Origin of the sequence: Rhodococcus sp. JS3073 (assembly GCF_026810085.1) — a bacterium.
Lineage (GTDB): Bacteria > Actinomycetota > Actinomycetes > Mycobacteriales > Mycobacteriaceae > Rhodococcus_F > Rhodococcus_F wratislaviensis.
Window position 1 is genome coordinate 679640 of record NZ_CP113952.1, and the last position, 18836, is coordinate 698475.

General features: G+C 64.5%; 17 protein-coding genes. All 17 read left to right on the forward strand.

Annotation, left to right across the window (positions count from 1 at the left end):
• The first annotated feature begins 88 nt into the window (after window positions 1-88).
• The 17 genes from OYT95_RS40985 (at window position 89) to OYT95_RS41065 (ending at window position 18797) form a co-directional block, all read left to right on the forward strand.
• Window positions 89-2083: a cutinase family protein gene (locus tag OYT95_RS40985; protein WP_268793234.1), complete on the forward strand. Its 1995-nt coding sequence runs from the start codon at window positions 89-91 to the stop codon at window positions 2081-2083.
• A 77-nt stretch (window positions 2084-2160) separates the two neighbouring features.
• Complete coding sequence (locus OYT95_RS40990; RefSeq protein WP_268793222.1) at window positions 2161-2412, forward strand: hypothetical protein; 252 nt, start codon at window positions 2161-2163, stop codon at window positions 2410-2412.
• A gap of 5 nt (window positions 2413-2417) precedes the next feature.
• Complete coding sequence (locus tag OYT95_RS40995) at window positions 2418-2759, forward strand: hypothetical protein (RefSeq protein WP_268793235.1); 342 nt, start codon at window positions 2418-2420, stop codon at window positions 2757-2759.
• Between the two features lie 526 nt (window positions 2760-3285).
• Entirely contained in the window at window positions 3286-3933 is a 648-nt protein-coding gene (locus OYT95_RS41000; RefSeq protein WP_268793236.1) for a hypothetical protein, read from the forward strand.
• Window positions 3872-5047: an McrB family protein gene (locus OYT95_RS41005; RefSeq protein WP_268793237.1), complete on the forward strand. Its 1176-nt coding sequence runs from the start codon at window positions 3872-3874 to the stop codon at window positions 5045-5047. Before OYT95_RS41000 ends, OYT95_RS41005 begins: the two co-directional genes overlap by 62 nt.
• Window positions 5044-6129: a 5-methylcytosine restriction system specificity protein McrC gene (locus OYT95_RS41010; RefSeq protein ID WP_268793238.1), complete on the forward strand. Its 1086-nt coding sequence runs from the start codon at window positions 5044-5046 to the stop codon at window positions 6127-6129. The genes OYT95_RS41005 and OYT95_RS41010 overlap by 4 nt, the downstream gene beginning before the upstream one ends.
• Window positions 6130-6309: 180 nt before the next feature.
• A complete protein-coding gene (locus tag OYT95_RS41015; RefSeq protein ID WP_016881299.1) occupies window positions 6310-7101 on the forward strand; it encodes a membrane protein in 792 nt (263 codons plus the stop codon).
• Between the two features lie 2252 nt (window positions 7102-9353).
• Window positions 9354-10289: a LysR substrate-binding domain-containing protein gene (locus OYT95_RS41020; RefSeq protein WP_268793239.1), complete on the forward strand. Its 936-nt coding sequence runs from the start codon at window positions 9354-9356 to the stop codon at window positions 10287-10289.
• Between the two features lie 311 nt (window positions 10290-10600).
• Entirely contained in the window at window positions 10601-12076 is a 1476-nt protein-coding gene (locus OYT95_RS41025) for a 2-hydroxymuconic semialdehyde dehydrogenase (RefSeq protein WP_268793240.1), read from the forward strand.
• 17 nt (window positions 12077-12093) lie between these two features.
• Entirely contained in the window at window positions 12094-12888 is a 795-nt protein-coding gene (locus OYT95_RS41030; RefSeq protein ID WP_268793241.1) for a 2-keto-4-pentenoate hydratase, read from the forward strand.
• Window positions 12885-13841, forward strand: a complete 957-nt coding sequence (locus OYT95_RS41035) for an acetaldehyde dehydrogenase (acetylating) (protein WP_268793242.1) — start codon at window positions 12885-12887, stop codon at window positions 13839-13841. The genes OYT95_RS41030 and OYT95_RS41035 overlap by 4 nt, the downstream gene beginning before the upstream one ends.
• Entirely contained in the window at window positions 13838-14872 is a 1035-nt protein-coding gene (gene dmpG / locus OYT95_RS41040) for a 4-hydroxy-2-oxovalerate aldolase (RefSeq protein ID WP_268793243.1), read from the forward strand. Before OYT95_RS41035 ends, dmpG begins: the two co-directional genes overlap by 4 nt.
• Window positions 14869-15645 (forward strand): 2-keto-4-pentenoate hydratase, encoded by a 777-nt coding sequence (locus tag OYT95_RS41045; RefSeq protein WP_268792348.1) that lies wholly within the window; start codon window positions 14869-14871, stop codon window positions 15643-15645. The genes dmpG and OYT95_RS41045 overlap by 4 nt, the downstream gene beginning before the upstream one ends.
• Complete coding sequence (locus OYT95_RS41050; protein WP_268792349.1) at window positions 15642-16100, forward strand: RidA family protein; 459 nt, start codon at window positions 15642-15644, stop codon at window positions 16098-16100. Before OYT95_RS41045 ends, OYT95_RS41050 begins: the two co-directional genes overlap by 4 nt.
• Entirely contained in the window at window positions 16097-16618 is a 522-nt protein-coding gene (locus OYT95_RS41055; protein WP_268792350.1) for a 3-hydroxyanthranilate 3,4-dioxygenase, read from the forward strand. The genes OYT95_RS41050 and OYT95_RS41055 overlap by 4 nt, the downstream gene beginning before the upstream one ends.
• Before the next feature lie 3 nt (window positions 16619-16621).
• Window positions 16622-17635: an amidohydrolase family protein gene (locus OYT95_RS41060; protein ID WP_268792351.1), complete on the forward strand. Its 1014-nt coding sequence runs from the start codon at window positions 16622-16624 to the stop codon at window positions 17633-17635.
• A 232-nt stretch (window positions 17636-17867) separates the two neighbouring features.
• A complete protein-coding gene (locus OYT95_RS41065; protein WP_268792352.1) occupies window positions 17868-18797 on the forward strand; it encodes an ATP-binding cassette domain-containing protein in 930 nt (309 codons plus the stop codon).
• The last annotated feature ends 39 nt before the right edge of the window (window positions 18798-18836 follow it).

Genomic DNA, 18836 nt, shown 5'->3' on the forward strand with positions numbered 1-18836 from the left:
AGCGGGGGCACCCCGACACCCCGTTGAGGGGAAACGCCGAAATGGGTGAATGTAGGCATCAGTGTCCCTTCCGGTAATCGAGGTACCAATGCCCGCCAGACGTTCGAGAACCCGTCGCACGGTCGCGCTGATCGCCACTGCGACCGTCGTCGTCGGCGTCGCTCTTACCGCACCCGCGATCGCCAACGCCGCCCCGACCAACTGCGCGGCGACCTTCAACTTGTTTATCCCCGGAACGTGGGAGACCAACGAGAACGCCGACCCGAACCAGCCCGTAGGCATGCTCGCCCCGGTCGCGGCGGCGATCAAGGCACAGAACGGTGCCCGCGCGCAGATATACACGCTGCCGTACATGGCACGCGCGTTCGACAACGGCCACACCTACGCCGACAGCAAGACCGACGCGGTCAGCAAGGCCACCGCCGTGTTGAAGTCCTACGTCGACGAGTGTAGGGGCGCGAAGATCACGATCACCGGATACTCCCAGGGGGCAGACGCTGCAGGCGATCTCGCGTCGGCGATCGGAAACGATCAAGGTCCGGTCGATGCGGACCAGGTCCTCGGTGTGGCCTTGCTCGCCGATCCCGGTGCCGGCACGAAGGGCGCCGCACCGGTCGGGCCGAAGACCTCCGGGGAGGGGATCGCCGGTCCCCGGTCGGAGGGCATGGGCAAGCTGTCGGGACGGGTCGCCTCGATCTGCGATCCGAACGACCTGTACTGCTCGATCCGCAAGGGCGCCAACCCGTTCCTCGGATCGCTCGGGTCGATCCTGTCGAAGACCCCCGGCAACACCGGTGCCGGCGCCGGTGGAGGGGACGCGGCGGTCGCCAACGCGCTGACCTCGGATTTCAGTGGCGCCGACCTGCCCGGTCTCGGATCGAATGTCGACGCGCTCGGAAGGCAACTGTCCGCCAGCGACACCGGCGGCTCGATCGATGTGAACCAGATCGCCGACTCCGCGACCTCACTGAGTAAGACGCTCAGCCCACTGGCCGACCTGTTGCAGTCCGGGGCCGCGAACACCGCCGCCACCGCGCGGCTGGCTGCAGCCCCGGTGGGCACACCGGAAAACGCGGCCGCACAGGTCCTCACCGCAGCCAGCCAAGCGAACCTGGCCGGTGCACTCGACTCGGTGGCCACGATCGCGAACACCGCAGCCAAACTCTCTAATAACGGCGACACCACACTGCCGGCCACCGCTGCCGAAATCTCTCAACTCGCGGGCACCGCCGCATCACTTGGTAGCCAACTCGCACCCGTCGCCGCCACCCCGGCAGATGCCCTCTCCTCCGCGTCGAGCGTGCTGTCGGTCCTCAAACCGAAGGTCGTCGTCGACCAGGCCCTGAACGTCGTCACCGGCGTCACTGCCCTCGATATTCCGAAGATCCTGCACAACCTGATCGTTCTCCCGCAGAAGATCGCCGCCGGCGATGTCCGCGCCGCCCGCGATGCCGCCCGAGAGCTGAACGTGCAGTTCGAGCCGCTGGTGAAGATGGTCGCCGGTGTCGACTTGAAGTGGGTCTCCCAGATCCTCGCGATCATCCCGGACCCGTCCGGATACACCCAGATCGCAGCGTTGGTCACCAGCATTCTCGGCAACGTCGACGTGATCAAGCTGGCCAACATCGCCGGTCAAGCCCAGGAAATTGCGTGGGCCGCCGCGGACAAGCTCTTTCCCCCGCCCGGGGTACTGCCCGACCCGGTCGGTGCTGCGGCGCAGACCACGGCGTTGATCCCACTCGGTCTCGAACTCGCCTCGGTGGCCGCGAACATGCTCACCGGCAAAGCCGGCAAGACCGACCCCGCGCTGCTCGGCAAGCAGACCAATCCCGTGGGGAACGCGATCACCACGCAGGCGCAGACTCTCGACCTCGCAGGACTCGCCGGGTCGGTGTCGACGATGGCGCAGTCGCAGGGGGCCGAGGATCTCGCCGCGGTAGTCGGGGAGGGCCTGACCGCGGCCAGCTTCTTCGCCTCCGGGGCACACCAGAGCTACCAGAACCTGGTCGTCGACAACGCCGGCCGCAACGCCATCCAGTGGGTCTCGGATTGGCTGAACCTGCAGATCACCCGCGCCGTCTGACGAACCGACCGCGTCCGAAGTCGAATAGGAGCACCGGAAAATTGGCCGCTCGAGTACACCGCCCCACCTCCTGTTGGGTGACCTGCCCGCACTGCGACAAACGCACCTACTTCACACGCAAGGATGCCCGCGCAGCACGCACCCATCACGAAAAGCGCCGCGGCCTGTCGATCTACCCCTGCCCACACCAAGACCAGGACGGCGACCGCTTCCACGTCGGGCTCCGGCCAGAGGGGCTGGGCCGCGGCGCCTTCGACCGCGACACGCTCGCGGACAAGCAGCGGACGGCACTGTACGAAGGCAGGTTCGCAGCCGGGGGTGCGCGGTGACCCTGATGAACGCCAAGGGATCACCCACTACCCCGATTCCACTCGACCCCGGTGGCCGGATCCGCTTCGGCATCGAACCCCGCCGCCCCTACACCGTCCGCGCAATCTCGGAGCACTTCGTCCTCTGCACCCGCCAACGCGACTTCGCCACCACAGGTGACTTCGTCTACACGGTCATCGACTGGCGGAACGGAATCCGCGGCCCGGTCAACGTGATCGGGCAGAGCTGCGACGTGAGCACCGACGAGCGGTGTCGCGACCTCCTTCACGACCTCGAAGCCGGCCGGTGGGAAATCAGCCACCGCAACCGCGTCCAACTCGACATCCTCGATGGAGGCAAGCCCTGACCGCGCTCACACACGAGAGAACTTATCGCGCCACGGGTCTGGTCCCGGTCCTCCGGCCCCTGCCCGACGGTCACCGTGAGGCAATAATGCGCAACATCATTGGGGCGCCCACGGTAAGATGTTCCGTACCTGAGATGACGTGCAAGCTGCGTCGCCGTCGCCGTCGCCGTCGCCGAGCCAACATCGATACCGCCACACCGCCGGCTTCATTAGGCATGGGTTGCCATACCGAAAATGACACCATTGAACCTGAAGGAGACGGTCGCTGAGCTGGGCATTCGACTGGAGTAGGGCGTAGTGTCGTGCGCCGTTTGGCAAGAGCATACGACGTGGGTCGGGTTGGCGCCTCGGGAAAAAGAAGGGTTGCCGACGGGCTGAACGTATTCTTCCCGCAGCATCCATCCAGTCTGAAACGCCAGCTCAGCTCAGTTTTGATCCGAGAGCCTGTCGGAGTACCACCCGCTAGCATCGATGTCGCGGACGGTGAGCAGGCCTTCGAAGAGTCAATGGTTGGCAGTATGGAGTCATGTCTCGGACCAGCCCCACACTTTCCAGAATAGGATCAGTCCCGGTCGAGGAGATCGCCGCTCGCATCCTTCAACACTGTCTGATCGAAGACGGCTCCATCCTCACCCCAGATCGCGGGGTGTGGACCGCGGTGAACCTGCGAGAGCTTCACCGCGAGTATGTCGATGCCCCAGATGTGTCGGCAAAGAACTTCGGGGAGAAGCTCGCCAGCCAGCTCGCAGACACCTCAGACCCGGCCCGTCAATTATTCGCGGAGCTGTACATCCTCAACGTGCTCCCGCTCGACAATTTCCTCCAGACAACGAAGGTCGGGTACATCCAAGGCGTGCTCGACGAGTTGAAAACCCCGGTCGACATACCCGACGACATCGCACATGCGTTCAGCGGCGGCGTGTTCAACGGAGGGAGGGCATTCAGCAGCCGGCGGTGGGCGCAGCTGTCATTCTTGGTCGAGTTTGCCGAGTACTTCAAGTCGCAGTCCATTGCGATTCGAAGAGAAGCTGCGGATCATCCGAACGCGATGAAGCAGCTCGTCCGAAGCACCCGGCCACCGCGAACCGGCACAGCGACAGGCCCTGTTGTACATGTTCCACCCCGAGTACTTTCTGCCGATTGTCAGCACAGCGCAGAGACAGCTACTCCGTGACAAGCTGGCGGCGGACTACCTCTCGACCGGTGCAAGCGATGACCTCGACGCTGACCTGCGTGCAATCGACGATGCAGTCGTCGCCGAGACGGGCGGAGCAGTGGACTACTACACAGAGCCCTTGGTCTCTCGTTGGAAGCCGAAGGCGAAGAAGGACGCGACGAGCGGCGTCGCGCCAGCGGGGACCGTTGATGAAACGGGCGACGAAGACGACACATCCGAGGCGCAGCCGTACTCCGTCGCGGACATCGTCTCGGACGGCGCGTTCCACCCGGCCGACCGTCTCCAGCAGATTTTGAAGCGGTGGGAGAAGAAGAAGAACCTAGTCCTCCAAGGTGCGCCCGGGACCGGTAAGACTTGGCTGGCGAAGCGGCTCGCCTACGCACTGATCGGATCCGCAACCCCGGAGGCGGTTCGTGCCGTCCAGTTCCACCCGAATACGTCCTATGAGGACTTCGTTCGGGGCTGGAGGCCAACCGCGGGTTCTGACGGTGCTGGCCAGCTCGTTCTCAACGATGGTCCGCTCCTTCAACACGCAGAGCGAGCACGTCTCCAGCCGGACATCCCGCACGTGATCGTGATCGAGGAGGTCAACCGAGGCAACCCAGCCCAGGCTTTCGGCGAGATGCTGACCCTGATCGAGAGCACGAAGCGGAGCCCGAAAGATGGACTCACACTGGCCTACCCACGGTCAGAGACGGAACAGTACAACCTCCCCGAGAACCTGTTCATCATCGGCACGATGAACATCGCGGACCGGTCGTTGGCTCTGGTCGACTTCGCACTCCGCCGACGGTTCTGCTTCGAGACCCTCGAACCCGCCTTCACACCGCAGTGGGCGGAGCTGTTGAGCAAGCGCCTCCCGAACAATTCCAATCTTGTGAACAGCATCAAGACGAAGATCGACGCGCTCAACACGCAGATTTCCGAAGATCCAGCGCTGGGGGTCGCGTTCCAAATTGGGCACAGCTTTCTCACACCTGCTGAGACGGAGTCGAACGGCGCTGAGTGGTTCACAGGAGTGGTGGAGAGCGAGATCGCGCCGCTCCTCACCGAGTACTGGTTTGATAGCCCTGACACAGCCGACGCGGCGGTTACGGCTCTGCTCGCATGATCACGGTCGGACAAGGCAAGACACGGATCCCAGTGAGAAGTCTCTGGCTGCTGTTGATCTACGCATCCGACATGCTCGAAGACCTCCGGACAGACGAGCGCCAAGCACTTCTCGCGGGGTCACGAGACGCGGATCTCGCCGACGCGATCGCCGAAGTACTCGTGGTGGAAGTCGAACGTCGACTCCGGCACAACCTGACCGTGAAGTATCGAACCAGAGTCGATGACCTCACCAGGGTGAGAGGGAGGATCGACCACCTCCGGACTAGCTCAGCGCGACTTATGGACCGAGGCCAGGTCGCGTGCCGTTTCGACGAACTCACAGCGGATACCGTCCGGAACCAGTTCGTCTGCCGGGCGTTGCGCTGGGCGAGCCGGATCGTGCAGTCCATGCCACTTGCATCTCGTTGTCGGACAGCTGCATTCCGAATGGAGCGACTCGGCGTGACGGACCGCGCCCCGACCCGATCGGAGATGTCCCAGGACCGGCTCAGCCACCACGATGCTGCAGACCGACGGATGCTCGACGCCGCGAAACTGATCTACGACATGGCGCTGCCAGTCCACGCTGCCGGGAACCGTGTGCTGCCAACCCTCGAGCACGACGATCGCGTCCTTCGAGACCTTTTCGAGGACGCAGTTCGCGGCTTCTTCACGTACAGCCTCGACCGCAACGAGTGGAGGGTGTCTCGATCTACGCTGGTCTGGAAAGCCGCTGGTGATGCGACCTCCCTCGCCCTGCTTCCTCAGCTCAAGACAGATACAGTCCTGGACCAAAAGTCCTCCACGAGGAGGATCGTGGTAGAAACGAAGTTCACTAACGCCCTCACGGTCAACTATGGATCAACAAAGGTCAAGCCCGGGTTCATGTTTCAGCTGTACGCGTACCTGATGTCGCAGACTGGGGCAGGTGATCCAGCCGCGGACAGAGCCGAGGGAGTGCTCCTCTTCGCGCTCACCGAGGGGCAGACACCGGTGGAGAGCGAGGTGGAGATCCAGTCACACCGTGTCCGGGTGCTGTCAGTCGACCTCTCCGGCACTCCACCCGAGATCCGTGAACAGTGGCTGCGATGCGTGAGCTGACAGGGCGTATTCGCCTCGTCGCTGACGCCCGATCGATAGTAAGGTCAGTAACGGTCGTGCTGTATAGCTTGCGGCAGGTCCCGCGCAACGAAGCTGTCGTACTCCAATCCTGCTGACGACCGCCGTTGGCGGTAGACCGAATGGGTCGGCGGTGTCGGACGGGTGCAGTAGGTTGTCGCAATGGTCAACGACAACCAGATCGCGCCAACAACGAAGTTCGAGCAGACGCTGCGGGCGTCGGCCCAGATGCCCGGGGTACGGATCGATAGGAAGGCGTTCCTCCGCAGTGAGTTGAAGCGGTTCTGCTCCGACGACCAGATTGGGCGCGCAATCGCCACGACCCCCGCCGAAGCGGGCGTGCCGCTGAGCGTGATCGACCAGATCGCTAACAGTGTGATTAATTACGAGACAGGCAAAGTGACGACAATCTCGGCTGTGGCGGGCATTCCCGGTGGATTCGTCGCGTTCGGCACGATCCCGGCCGATATCGCGCAGTACTATGGTCACCTCCTACGCGTCGTCCAGAAACTCGCCTACATCTACAGCTGGCCGGACCTGTTTGATGACGATGGGGACGGAATGGACGCCGCGACCGAGAGCATGCTCACACTATTCATCGGTGTCATGTTTGGGGTGAATGCGGCGCAGGCTGGCGTGGCGCAAGTGTCGGCGCTGATCGCGAAGCAGGTGGCGAAGAAACTCCCACAGCAAGCGCTGACCAAGGGCACGGTTTACCCGATAGTCAAGAAGGTCGCGACGGTCCTTGGCGTCCAGATGACCAAGCAGATTTTCGCCAAAAGCGCTGCCAAGATCGTTCCGCTGGTAGGGGCAGTCGTCTCGGGCAGTCTCACGTTCGCCACATTTTTGCCCATGTCCAAGCGGCTCCGGAAGCACCTCGCGAGTCTGCCGTTGACCAAGCCGAGCCACGTGAGCGACCCGCAGTCGTTCGGACGCACGCTCATCGCGGAGTAGTACACGTGGCGTGTCCCCGATGATGAAGCTCCCTAGCCGACCTAATTTGATACCACCGGAAGCTCGTATCCGAGGAGCGATCGCTCGGGCCTGAGCGGTGCCTGACTCACGTTCGGTCCGTCGACCGCTTGACTACATTCTTGGGACCGGATCTACCGGAGTCGTCTAGGTTACTTCCTGCCGGTTCGAGTGTTCGTTTTGACCAGGGCCTAAACGGAGCCGATGACGCCAGAACTCCTCTCAGCCCGCTTCGCCTCTCGGCCAAGGCTCGGTAACAGCTGACAGGGACCGACGACCGCAACCGTCAGCTCTCTCGCCTACATGGCAGACGGACCCGCACGGGGAGAGGACGCCTCTCCCCATCGGGGTCAGTTAACCCGAACGATCATGTAAATGATCGAAAGCAGAGCCAGAACGAGAATCACCTCGGTCATGACCCAACCTCCCTCCGCTACGCAGGGCACCAACCACCGACCGGCAGAAAGTGTCCATCCGCCACGCGTGGGGAGACGGGAGCTTCCCATGGATGATTATACGGCGTCCGGCAACCGAACTTCCTCCGTTGCAGGAGATCTCGAAACACATTCGGTCCGGAACGACGTAGCCATAACAGACCCTTGTGGCCGTAGAACGGCGCTCAGCCTTTCTTGTCTCCTCGGTCGGAATCGGTAGCAGCTGGAGGAGTCAATGCCCGCGCCGCCAACTACAAACCCCGTCGTGCGCGTTCGATCTCTGCTAACGCTGCGGCGCGACCCCGTTCGCTCGCATTGTCGACGGCGGTTGTGGGCGGATTCCGGAGTGGGTCGCTGGGTGAAGCTTCCTGAAGGAACCCAGCTCGACGGAGCACCAGTTCGGCGGACAGATACGGGCTTGAGCTCGCTATCTCCAGGACTTTTGTATAGGCGGACTGTAGTTCGGCCGAGGTTTGGAATCTGCTCGCGAGACCGTCCTTATCGATAATTTGTAGGCACTCACGATATGAGTTCTCTTCACGATCTGCTCTTTCAGCTGCTCGTAGAGCCGACTTCGTCTCCGGTGATCGGTGGTTCTGTGCAAACCGAGCGGTGACAACGGGGCCTCCGCACGCCGGGCAATGCCACTCGTTGTACTTCGAAGCTGCGAGCGACGCCGGTCCGATCAGACCAGTCGCTGCGACAGCCAATGTATTCCGAACGCGGGAGGTGGCCTTCTGTGCGGCGACAGGCTTATCACATGATTGGCAGTACATCCCGCCCTTGACCTTCATTCCCATGTCTTACACTCCTTGCGCAGGGCCGCCGCCGATCACGCGGGCTCTCAGAGTTATACCCCCTGCAGTTGGCGGGTCAGCGATGACTCCCTTATCGCAGCGATGGAGACACTCGGCGTCGCCCCGCCCCTGACTCTGGTGTGACGGCGTCCGCAGCGGTCGTGTGCACTGTCCAATCGTTCTCCTGCTGGAGGTCGTGCGGATACTTGCCTGAAACCTGAATCGGTGCGCCGTGGAGCGCCGTCCCGCGTGTGTCGGTGAAGCGTTGCCAATACGGAACCCTGGTCACCTCAGAACGGCGCTCGGCCCGTTTCGCCTCCGTAACCAGGGTGGGTAACAGTTGGCAAATACCAATGACCGCGACCGGACAGGCCTCGCGCGCAGATGCTGAGCTGGATCATGGTCTGCGACCAAGTCGTGCCCACCCGTCTGGACTCGCACTCCAGTTGTCAAAGCGGCCTTATGTCGCGCAGGGCGGCGACTCCGCCGACCGCGGTGAGCCGAGGTGGATCAGCTTGATCGCCCAGGGCAGGACCCCGGGTCGCCAGAATTGCCGAGCACATCCCAAGGGGTGAGTGACGTGATCCGACTCTCGGTAGGGGCTCGGAAGCGCTTCGGTTTGCCACTCAAAGTTCCTCGCTGCAGATCGAGACACCCGCCTCAAGGACGATTCGCTGGCACAGGACATCGACCGTGCCGGGCACGATGTAGCTACCGGTGGGGTCGATGACCTCGGAGTCCGTGTCGGCGTCATCCTCGGCAATGCCCAGATAGCCGCGATCCAGTCATCTTCGATGAGAACGGTGTCGTTCGGCAGGCGCGGTGTTGGTCGTGCATGGGGCGGGCCTGTCTGCGATGACGGTTCATGCGGTCTCATCGTTGCCACGTGACGTGAATCACGCATGTTCGTTCCCGTCTCCCCCATGCCCGCAGAGCATGGCAGCGGGGTCTTGTTGCCGGTTTCGCCTATCACTGTGCTCCGTTGACGGGCTACTCTCGGCCGGTGGACATGCCCAAACTTCTCGACGGGCGGCTGAAGCTTCGGCACCTGATCCTGGTCGATGCTCTGACCAGGCAAGGGAGCGTCATCGGCGCGGCGGCCGCCTTGCACGTTACCCAACCGGTCGCCACCCGTAGCCTGCACGACCTCGAGTCGATTCTTGGCGTCACGCTGTATGAGCGGGGACCACGGGGGGTCACGCCGACCATCTTTGGCGAGGCGTTCACTTCCCATGCCCGGGCGGTACTAGCGCAGCTGAACCAGGCGGGCCGCCACGTTGTCGAGTTGGCCGACGCCGATCGAGGTACGGTAGTGGTCGGCACCCATCTGGCTGGCTCTAACGTCTTACTCCCGGTGGCGATCGCGCGATTGAAGGCGGAGCGCCCGCTGCTCACTGTGATCGTGCGGGAGGGGTCCCCCGAGGTGCTAATGGTCGAGCTCGAGGCCGGCCGCGTCGACCTCATCGTCGGCCGGCTCACCTCCCCCACCGACGAGTTCGCCGTCCGCAGCACCCTGTATGAGGAGTCCGTCGAGCTGGTCACCCGCGCGGACCATCCGCTCGCCGGCCGGACCGCGCTCACCCTCGACGATGTGCGTGCGTTCCCCTGGATCCTGCCCGGCACCGAGACCGCGCTGCGGCGCGAACTTGAGGAGTTCTACGTACGCCATGGCATTCGGCTTCCGGAGAACCGCGTGGAGGCGACCTCATTCCTCACGGTGCGTCGGCTGCTGGTCGAGACCGACATGATCGCGGTACTCCCGAGCCTAATCGCCCGAGACGATGACAGGCTGACGACCGTTCCCGTTCCACTGGACCCGATCGGGCACAGCGTTGGCATCACTCTCTCGGCCAGCCGGACCCTGAGCCCGTCCGCCGAGGCTCTGGTCGGCAACCTGAGACAGATCGCGGCCGAGATGATTCCCGGACGCGGCAACTGAGTGCACCGCGCCCCTGGCGACACCCGGATCGAGTACACCAGACCCAGGTTTCGGTGCCTATCGGGCGTCGCGACTGCCTTGCACCGCCTGCTGTGTAGAAAACGCAGCCACGCCCCACGGTGATCTTGTAGCTGCGCAGCTCTTCCCTGCCGCGACCGCGTTCGATCGGGACGGACCAACGCCACCGATGGGCGTAGCACGCTGCGCCGGGCTCACAACAGGGCTCACCAAACCCGTGCTATGCCTTCACTGCATAGCGTGAACCGGATTATGCATTTGATTGGCATCGTTGCTCGCGCCACAGTTGACGCATGACGAGATCGAGTGAGGGCTGGATTCGCAATTTCGTGGACGGCGGATTCGTCGATCCAGACGAGAACCGCGGATTTGACAAGTCCGATCCGGCGACCGGTCACGTGTTCACCCGGGTGCACGAGGCGGATGAGGCATTGGTCGATCGCGCGGTCGCGTCCGCCCGCCGTGCGCTCGACCACGGTTGGTCTGACACACCAGTGCGCGAGCGGGTGGCGCTGCTACGGCGCGCCGCGGACCGGATTGAGGAGCGGTTCGAGGAGTTCGTTGCGGCGGAGATCGCGGACACCGGAAAGCCGGTTACGCAGGCTCGCGAACTCGATGTTGCCAGGGCACCGGCCAACTTCCGTGCCTTTGCCGACATCGCGGCCACGGCAGGGCAGGAATCGTTCATCACCGACCTCACCGGCGGGAAGCAGGCGCTGAATTATGCGGTGCGCAAGCCGCTCGGGGTGGTGGCGGTGATCGTGCCGTGGAACTTGCCGCTGCTGCTGCTGACCTGGAAGGTCGCGCCGGCGCTGGCCTGCGGCAACGCGGTGGTCGTCAAGCCAAGTGAGGAAACACCCTCGACCGCCACTCTGCTCGCCGAGGTGCTCGAGGAGGTCGGACTGCCACGGGGTGTGTACAACGTGGTCCACGGTTTCGGATCCGGCTCGGCGGGAGAGTTCCTGACCGCGCACCCGGGCATCGACGGAGTGACCTTCACCGGATCCTCCGCCACCGGCACGCACGTGATGAGAACCGTTGCGCCGCGCGTTCGGCCGGTGTCCTTCGAACTGGGTGGCAAGAACGCCGCGGTGGTGTTCGACGACGTCGACCTCGATGAGGCACTCACCGGGCTGAGCCGGTCCGTCTTCACCAATACCGGGCAGGTGTGCCTGTGTACCGAGCGGGTGTATGTGCAGCGCAAGATCTTCGACGACATCGCAGACGGCCTCGCCGAGCGGGCCGCGCGTTTGCGGATGAGCACCCCGGCGGACGCCGCCACCACGACGGGACCACTCATCTCTCAGGCTCACCGGAAGAAGGTCCTCGGCTACTTCGAGCTAGCGGAGCAGGCCGGTGCCAAGGTCATCGCCGGCGGCGGCGTTCCCGATCTGGGTGCTGCGCTGAACTCCGGATCCTGGATCGAGCCGACCCTGTGGACCGGCCTGACGAACGCCGACCGTGCGGTGCGTGAGGAGATCTTCGGCCCGGTCGCGGCGTTGATCCCTTTCGACACCGAGGAGGAGGCGGTTGCGCTCTCCAACGACACCGAGTACGGGTTGGCGGCCACGGTGTGGACCAACGACATCCGGCGGGGTCACCGGGTCGCGCAGCAGATGCGTGTCGGCATCTCCTGGATCAACACCTGGTTCACGCGAGAGCTCCGCGCGCCATTCGGCGGTGCCGGGCTTTCCGGGATCGGACGTGAGGGTGGCGAGTCCTCGCTGCACTTCTACACCGAACCGACGAATGTGTGCGTGCAACTGTGACGGGACAGGGGACGATCATGAGCACGAACCTGATCGCGGCAGCGGCCGATCGGCTGCGCCTCGCGGACGAGACCGGGAGGGCTGCCGCACCGGTGCGAGAGTTTTTGGGTGAGAACGACCTTGACGCGGCCTATGCGGTGCAACGCGAAGTGATCGGTGCGCGGGTCGGCGCGGGTGCCCGCGTGGTCGGCGCAAAGATTGGCCTGACGGCGCCGGTGGTCCAACAGCAGTTCGGTGTCTTCCAGCCCGACTTCGGGATCCTGCTCGACGACATGATGTATGGCCACGGCGAGACTGTGCCGTACTCGCGGTTCCTGCAGCCGCGTGCCGAGGGCGAGATTGCATTCGTCCTCGGCCGCGACATCGACGTGCCCGGCGCCACCGTGGCAGAGGTGCTGCGGGCCACGGACTTCGTGCTACCGGCGGTCGAGATCGTGGATTCCCGGATCGCGAACTGGGATCTCACGATCACCGACACGGTCGCGGACAATGCGTCCAGTGGCGCGGTGGTGCTCGGCGCCACACCGGTGGCGCCGACCGGACTCGATCTAGCCCGGACCGGGATGGTGCTCGAGCGCGACGGCGAGCCGGTCTCCTTCGGAGCCGGGCACGCTTGCCTGGGGTCGCCGGTGGTGGCGGTGACCTGGCTGGCGCGCGAATTCGCCCGACGCGGACAACCACTGCGAGCCGGTGACGTGATCTTGTCGGGCGCTTTGGGGCCCATGGTCCCGATCACCGCCCCGGGCACGTTCCGGCTCCGACTCGACGGAATCGGTGAGGTCGACGCCGTCATCGAGGAAGGACAGCCATGAGCAGGGAACAGGCGGGAACAGTCGCGGTCGCCGTGATCGGATCCGGCAACATCGGCACGGACCTGATGATCAAGGTGATGCGTCTGTCACGGTCACTGCGCATGGGCGCGATGGTCGGGATCGACCCGGCGTCGGACGGACTGGCCAGGGCTGCGCGTATGAAGGTGCCGACCACCCACGAGGGCATCGACGGACTCGTGTCGATGCCCGAGTTCGACAAGATCAGGGTGATCTTCGACGCCACCTCGGCGAAGGCGCATCTCCGAAACGCGGAGATCGCACGTGAGCACGGCAAACTGATCATCGACCTGACCCCGGCGGCGATCGGCCCTTTCATCGTGCCGTCTGTCAACCTCGACGAGCACCTCTGCGCGGACAACGTCAACATGGTCACCTGTGGCGGCCAGGCCACAATCCCTATGGTCGCCGCCGTTTCCAGGGTGGCGCCGGTGGCCTACGCGGAGATCGTCGCGTCGATCTCGTCGCGATCGGCCGGTCCGGGAACCCGGGCGAACATCGACGAGTTCACCGAGACGACCAGCGAGGCGATCCGCGTCGTGGGCGGCGCCGAGGTCGGCAAGGCGATCATCGTCCTCAACCCGGCGGAGCCGCCGATTGTCATGCGCGACACCGTGTACTGCCTCGTCGAAAGAACCGACGGTGCAATCGATCTTGACAAGATCGCCGCTTCGGTGGCGCAGATGGCCGAGGCGGTGCAGGAATACGTCCCCGGCTACACGCTCAAGCAGGAAGTGCAGTTCGACGAGTTCACCGACGTCGTGGTACCGGCGCTCGGGCGGGCGATCTCCGGGGTGAAGGTGTCGGTCTTCCTGGAGGTCCTCGGTGCGGGTCACTACCTGCCCGACTACGCGGGCAATCTCGACATCATGACCTCCGCGGCGCTACGTGCCGCCGAGCGGATCGGCGAGCTGAGGGGATGGTTCAGCGCATGAGAATCTACGTTCAAGACGTCACGCTGCGCGACGGCATGCATGCGATGGGGCACATGTACACCCTCGACCAGGTCCGGGCGATCGTCTCCGCACTCGACGCCGCCGGGGTCGCCGCGATCGAGGTCGCACACGGCGACGGGCTCGGCGGATCGAGCGCCACCTACGGTTTCGGCGCGCACTCCGACGAGGCGTGGATTTCCGCTGCCGCAGAGGTGATCACGAACGCCAAGCTCACCACGTTGCTGCTTCCCGGCATCGGCACCATCGAGCACCTTCGCCGTGCCCGCGATCTCGGTGTGCAGAGCGTGCGCATCGCAACCCACTGCACCGAGGCCGACATTAGCGCCCAGCACATCGAATGGGCGCGCGAACACGGCATGGACGTGTCCGGGTTTCTCATGATGAGCCACATGGCCACCCCGACCGAGCTTGCCGAACAGGCGGCGCTCATGGAGTCGTATGGCGCGCACTGTGTGTACGTCACCGACTCCGGCGGGCGGCTGACGGTGAAGGACGTCGCCGAACGGGTGGACGCGTACCGGCAGGTACTTTTCGGCCGGACGGAGATCGGCATCCATGCGCACGAGAACCTGTCGCTGTCGGTGGCCAACAGCGTCACCGCCGTGCAGAACGGCGCCTACCGCGTGGACGTCGCACTCGCCGGTCAGGGGGCCGGCGCGGGCAACTGTCCGGCCGAACCCTTCGTCGCTGTGGCGGACCTACTCGGCTGGGAGCACGGCTGTGACCTGTTCGCGCTGCAGGACGCGGCGGACGACATCGTCCGACTTCTGCGCGCCAGCCCGGTCCAGGTCGACCGCGAAACCCTCACACTTGGCTACGCCGGCGTGTACTCCAGCTTCCTGCTGCACGCCGAACGCGCCGCGCTGCGGTACGGGCTCGACGCCCGCGCGATCCTGCTGGAAGTCGGCCGCCGCAAACTCGTCGGCGGCCAGGAAGACATGATCGTCGACATCGCCCTGGACCTGGTCCGGCAGCGCGATGCTGAACTCGTGGGGAGTGAAACACGATGAACACCAAAACAATCGACGTCACGGCGCTCTCCGCGCGGCTGGACGAGGCGCAGCGTACTGTGACCGACACGACGAGCCTGGCCGCCAGCCACGACATCGGCATCGGCGTCGACGACGCGTACCGGATCCAGAACGCGCTGATCGACCGCCGGCTGGCCCGCGGCGAGTCCCTCGTCGGGGTAAAGCTCGGCTTCACCAGCAGAGCGAAGATGGCCCAGATGGGGGTCTCCGAGGTGATCGTCGGCCGACTCACCGATACCATGCGGATCCCCGACGGCGGCAACGTGGACCTGTCACGGTTTATCCACCCCAAGATCGAGCCGGAGATCGCCTACCGTCTTGCCCGCGACGTTGACTTGGACGATCCGATGGGGGACATCGAGTCCTGTGTGGATGCGGTCGCCCCGGCCATGGAAATCATCGACTCGCGGTACCGGGATTTCCGTTTCACGTACACCGATGTCGTCGCCGACAACACCTCGGCCGCGGGCTACGTGATCGGCCCGTGGCTGGAGCCGCAGGACGTGGCGAACCGCGCGGTGCGCTTGGACGTCGGAGCCGAGACCGTAACCGGCTCGACGGCCGCGATCCTCGGCAATCCGGTACGTGCCCTGCATGCTTTGCTCGACATCAGCTGTCGCCGGAGGATCCCCCTGCGCGCCGGTGAGGTGATCCTCGCCGGCGCGGCAACGGCGGCGATCCCGTTCACTGCAGGCACCGCGCAGTGCGACATTGCCGGACTCGGACGCGTCACGGTGAAGGGAATCGCATGAGCGAGAATGGAAACAGCGCAAAGGTCATCGATCGTCTCGCGATGCCCCGCGGTCGATTCCCCCATGTGAAGGTGGCCGGCGACTTCGCGTACGTCTCCGGGACGAGCTCCCGGCGCCCCGACAACACCTTCGTCGGGGTCGAGGTCGACGAGATGGGCACCACTGACCTCGACATCCGGGTGCAGACCCGAGCCGTGATCGAGAACATGCGCGCCATCCTCGCCGGGGTCGGGGCCGAGCTGTCCGATCTCGTCCAGGTCACCGCGTACCTGGTGTCGATGAACGACTTCGGCGGCTACAACGAGGTCTACGCCGAACTGTTCGACGAGTCCGGGCCCACCCGCACCACCGTCGCCGTGCACCAGCTCCCGCACCCGTATCTACTCATCGAGATGCAGGGCATCGCATATCTGCCCCACCGCCAGACCCACACGACTCCGGAGGCCACGTCATGACCACCATTCCGCCGACCATCGACTTCCAGAAGTGGATCGTCGAAAACGAGCACCTGCTCAAGCCCCCGGTCAACAACCAGACCATGGCCATGGGTACCGACTTCATCGTCCAGGTCGTCGGGGGGCCGAACCAGCGCACCGACTTCCACCTCGATCCGTACGAGGAGTGGTTCTACCAACTCAAAGGCGACATGCACGTCAACGTGATGACCGACAGCGGTCCACACACGGTGCACATCCGGGAGGGCGAGACCTGGCTGCTGCCCGGCAATCTTCCGCACTCGCCGCAACGCCCCGAGGCCGGGTCGATCGGCCTGGTCATCGAGCGCGTCCGCCAGGAGGGAACGCTGGAGAAGTTCCAGTGGTACTGCATGAACTGTGACGCCCCGATCCACGAGGTAGAGCTCCAGGTCCGCGACATCGTGGCCGACCTACCGCCCGTCTTCACCCGGTTCTACGAGAGTGTGGAGGCCCGCACCTGCGGGAACTGCGGAACACTCCACCCCGGCAAGGGGTGAGACGTGTCCGGAATGATCGATATCCACACCCACTACGTGCCGAACGGCTGGCCGGATCTGACCGCGGACGCCGGACCCGATGCGCCCTGGCTTCGGGTCGAGACCGAGTCGGACGCGATGATCATGATGGGCACCCGGGAGTTCCGCCGCATCCAGGCGGACTGCTGGGACGCCGAGACCCGCCTGCGGGACATGGACGCGGACGGGGTGCACACCCAGGTCGTCTCACCCACGCCCGCATTCTTCAACTACGACAGGTCGGGCGACCAAGGTTCGCGGATCGCACGGATCCTCAACGACCTGGCACTGGAGATAGTCGAGCCGGCCACCGACCGACTGATCCCATTCTGTCAGGTTCCGCTGCAGGACACCGACGCCGCCTGCCGGGAACTCGAGCGGTGCCTGGCCAACGGCCACCGCGGTGTCGAGATCGGCAACCACGTCGGCGACCGCGACCTCGACAGCGAAGGCGTCGTCACGTTCCTCCAGCACTGCGCCTCCCTGGACGTTCCGGTGTTCGTGCACCCGTGGGACATGTCGAGTTCGCCGCGGCTGGACCGGTGGATGGCGCAGTGGCTGACCGCGATGCCAGCCGAGACGCACCTGTCGATCCTCTCGTTGATCCTCGGGGGCGTCTTCGACCGGATCGACGAGGGGCTGAAAATCGGATTCGCCCACGGCGGTGGGTCGTTCGCATTCTGGCTGGGGAGGATGGAGAACGCCTGGCATAGCCGCAACGACGTGATCGGGACGTCGGACTTCCCGCCGTCGCACTATCTCGGCCGGTTCTACGTCGACTCCGTGGTATTCGACGAGCGGGCCCTGCGCCTGCTGGTCGACACCATCGGCGCCGAGAGGGTCATGGTGGGCAGCGACTACCCATACCCTCTCGGCGAGCGCCCCGTCGGCGAGGTGGTTCGCAAGAGCGAGTTCCTCGACGAGACTGCGCGACAGCTGATCACGCGATCGAACGCGGAGAGGTTCCTCGGATGCACCACCGAAGGAGTACAGGGATAGCGACAATGCACACCCTGCTGACGAAGGCCACTGGTCGCATATCGGGATGGGCGCATGTGCCCGATGAGGACCATCGTGTCGTCCCTGTGACAAGTCAGATGTAGGGAGGGCGGGAGTTATGCCAAACGTACACATCCCCGCGTCACCGGGACCACGCGTCGCAGAACGCGATGTGATTCTCCGCGTTCGTGGGATTCGATCGGTCGTCCATACCCCCGACGGTGATTTACCGGTGCTCGACGACGTCAACTTCGACCTGCGTATTGGTGAGCGCCTCGGGGTGGTCGGCGGACCGCACTCCGGAAAATCCGCTCTCGCCCGTGCGCTGCTCTGGGCAGCAGAGCCACCCCAGGAGTTGACTTCCGGGACTCTGGAACTCTCTGGCAGACCGCTTCATTCGCTCGGCGAACAGCGGTGGCAGGACGTGCAGTGTCGGCGGGTGGCGCTACTCGACGACTATGTTCGTGGAGTTGACCCAGGTTGGTCGATTGGGCGCCAGATTACCTCGGCTGTCAGTCGCCGCGGTGGCACCACCGAAGCATCTGCTCGACACAGTGCTGTAGAGCTGCTCGACGAAGTGGGGATGCCTAACCCGGCGCGCGTGTACGGGTATCTCGTGAACGAGCTCACCGCCGAGTTACAAATCCGCGCAATGCTCGCGCTGGCGCTCGCACGCGAACCGGCAGTACTTGTTGTGGACGAGCCGCTGGCACACCGAGACCCACTGATGCGCCGACAGATCCTCGGTGCACTACAGCAGGTCTCGGACTCGCGCGGCATGGCGGTAGTGGTGACCGGACGTGATCTTGACGTCTTAGCCTGCCACTGCGACACGCTGCAAGTCCTGCTCGCTGGCAGGACCGTCGAACGGGGTCCAGCCAAGCAGGTGGCCACCAGACCGCGCCACCGATACACGGAGGCACTGCGCCTCGGACACGGGTTCACCGAGAACAACGACAGATCGCACGCAGCCTTCGGGTGCGCATTCGAACCAGAATGTGCGGTAGGACGAGGTCACGCGGAATGCCGACAAGTCACGCCTGGACCCACTGCCTTCTCGTCCCAGTATGGGTCGGTCACGGCAAAATGCCACCACCCGACAGGCAAAGCACCTGCAAGGAACGTGTCGGGCCGCCGCAGGGCGCAGCGCCCGCCGGGCTGATCGAGCTGCGCAGCCGAGCACTCCGCGAACCACACGACC

Coding starts and splice junctions, on each gene's coding strand:
- OYT95_RS40985 (WP_268793234.1), top strand. CDS start 89: ATGCCCGCCAGACGTTCGAGAACCCGTCGCACGGTCGCGCTGATCGCC.
- OYT95_RS40995 (WP_268793235.1), top strand. CDS start 2,418: ATGAACGCCAAGGGATCACCCACTACCCCGATTCCACTCGACCCCGGT.
- OYT95_RS41000 (WP_268793236.1), top strand. CDS start 3,286: ATGTCTCGGACCAGCCCCACACTTTCCAGAATAGGATCAGTCCCGGTC.
- OYT95_RS41005 (WP_268793237.1), top strand. CDS start 3,872: ATGTTCCACCCCGAGTACTTTCTGCCGATTGTCAGCACAGCGCAGAGA.
- OYT95_RS41010 (WP_268793238.1), top strand. CDS start 5,044: ATGATCACGGTCGGACAAGGCAAGACACGGATCCCAGTGAGAAGTCTC.
- OYT95_RS41015 (WP_016881299.1), top strand. CDS start 6,310: ATGGTCAACGACAACCAGATCGCGCCAACAACGAAGTTCGAGCAGACG.
- OYT95_RS41025 (WP_268793240.1), top strand. CDS start 10,601: ATGACGAGATCGAGTGAGGGCTGGATTCGCAATTTCGTGGACGGCGGA.
- OYT95_RS41030 (WP_268793241.1), top strand. CDS start 12,094: ATGAGCACGAACCTGATCGCGGCAGCGGCCGATCGGCTGCGCCTCGCG.
- OYT95_RS41035 (WP_268793242.1), top strand. CDS start 12,885: ATGAGCAGGGAACAGGCGGGAACAGTCGCGGTCGCCGTGATCGGATCC.
- dmpG (WP_268793243.1), top strand. CDS start 13,838: ATGAGAATCTACGTTCAAGACGTCACGCTGCGCGACGGCATGCATGCG.
- OYT95_RS41045 (WP_268792348.1), top strand. CDS start 14,869: ATGAACACCAAAACAATCGACGTCACGGCGCTCTCCGCGCGGCTGGAC.
- OYT95_RS41050 (WP_268792349.1), top strand. CDS start 15,642: ATGAGCGAGAATGGAAACAGCGCAAAGGTCATCGATCGTCTCGCGATG.
- OYT95_RS41055 (WP_268792350.1), top strand. CDS start 16,097: ATGACCACCATTCCGCCGACCATCGACTTCCAGAAGTGGATCGTCGAA.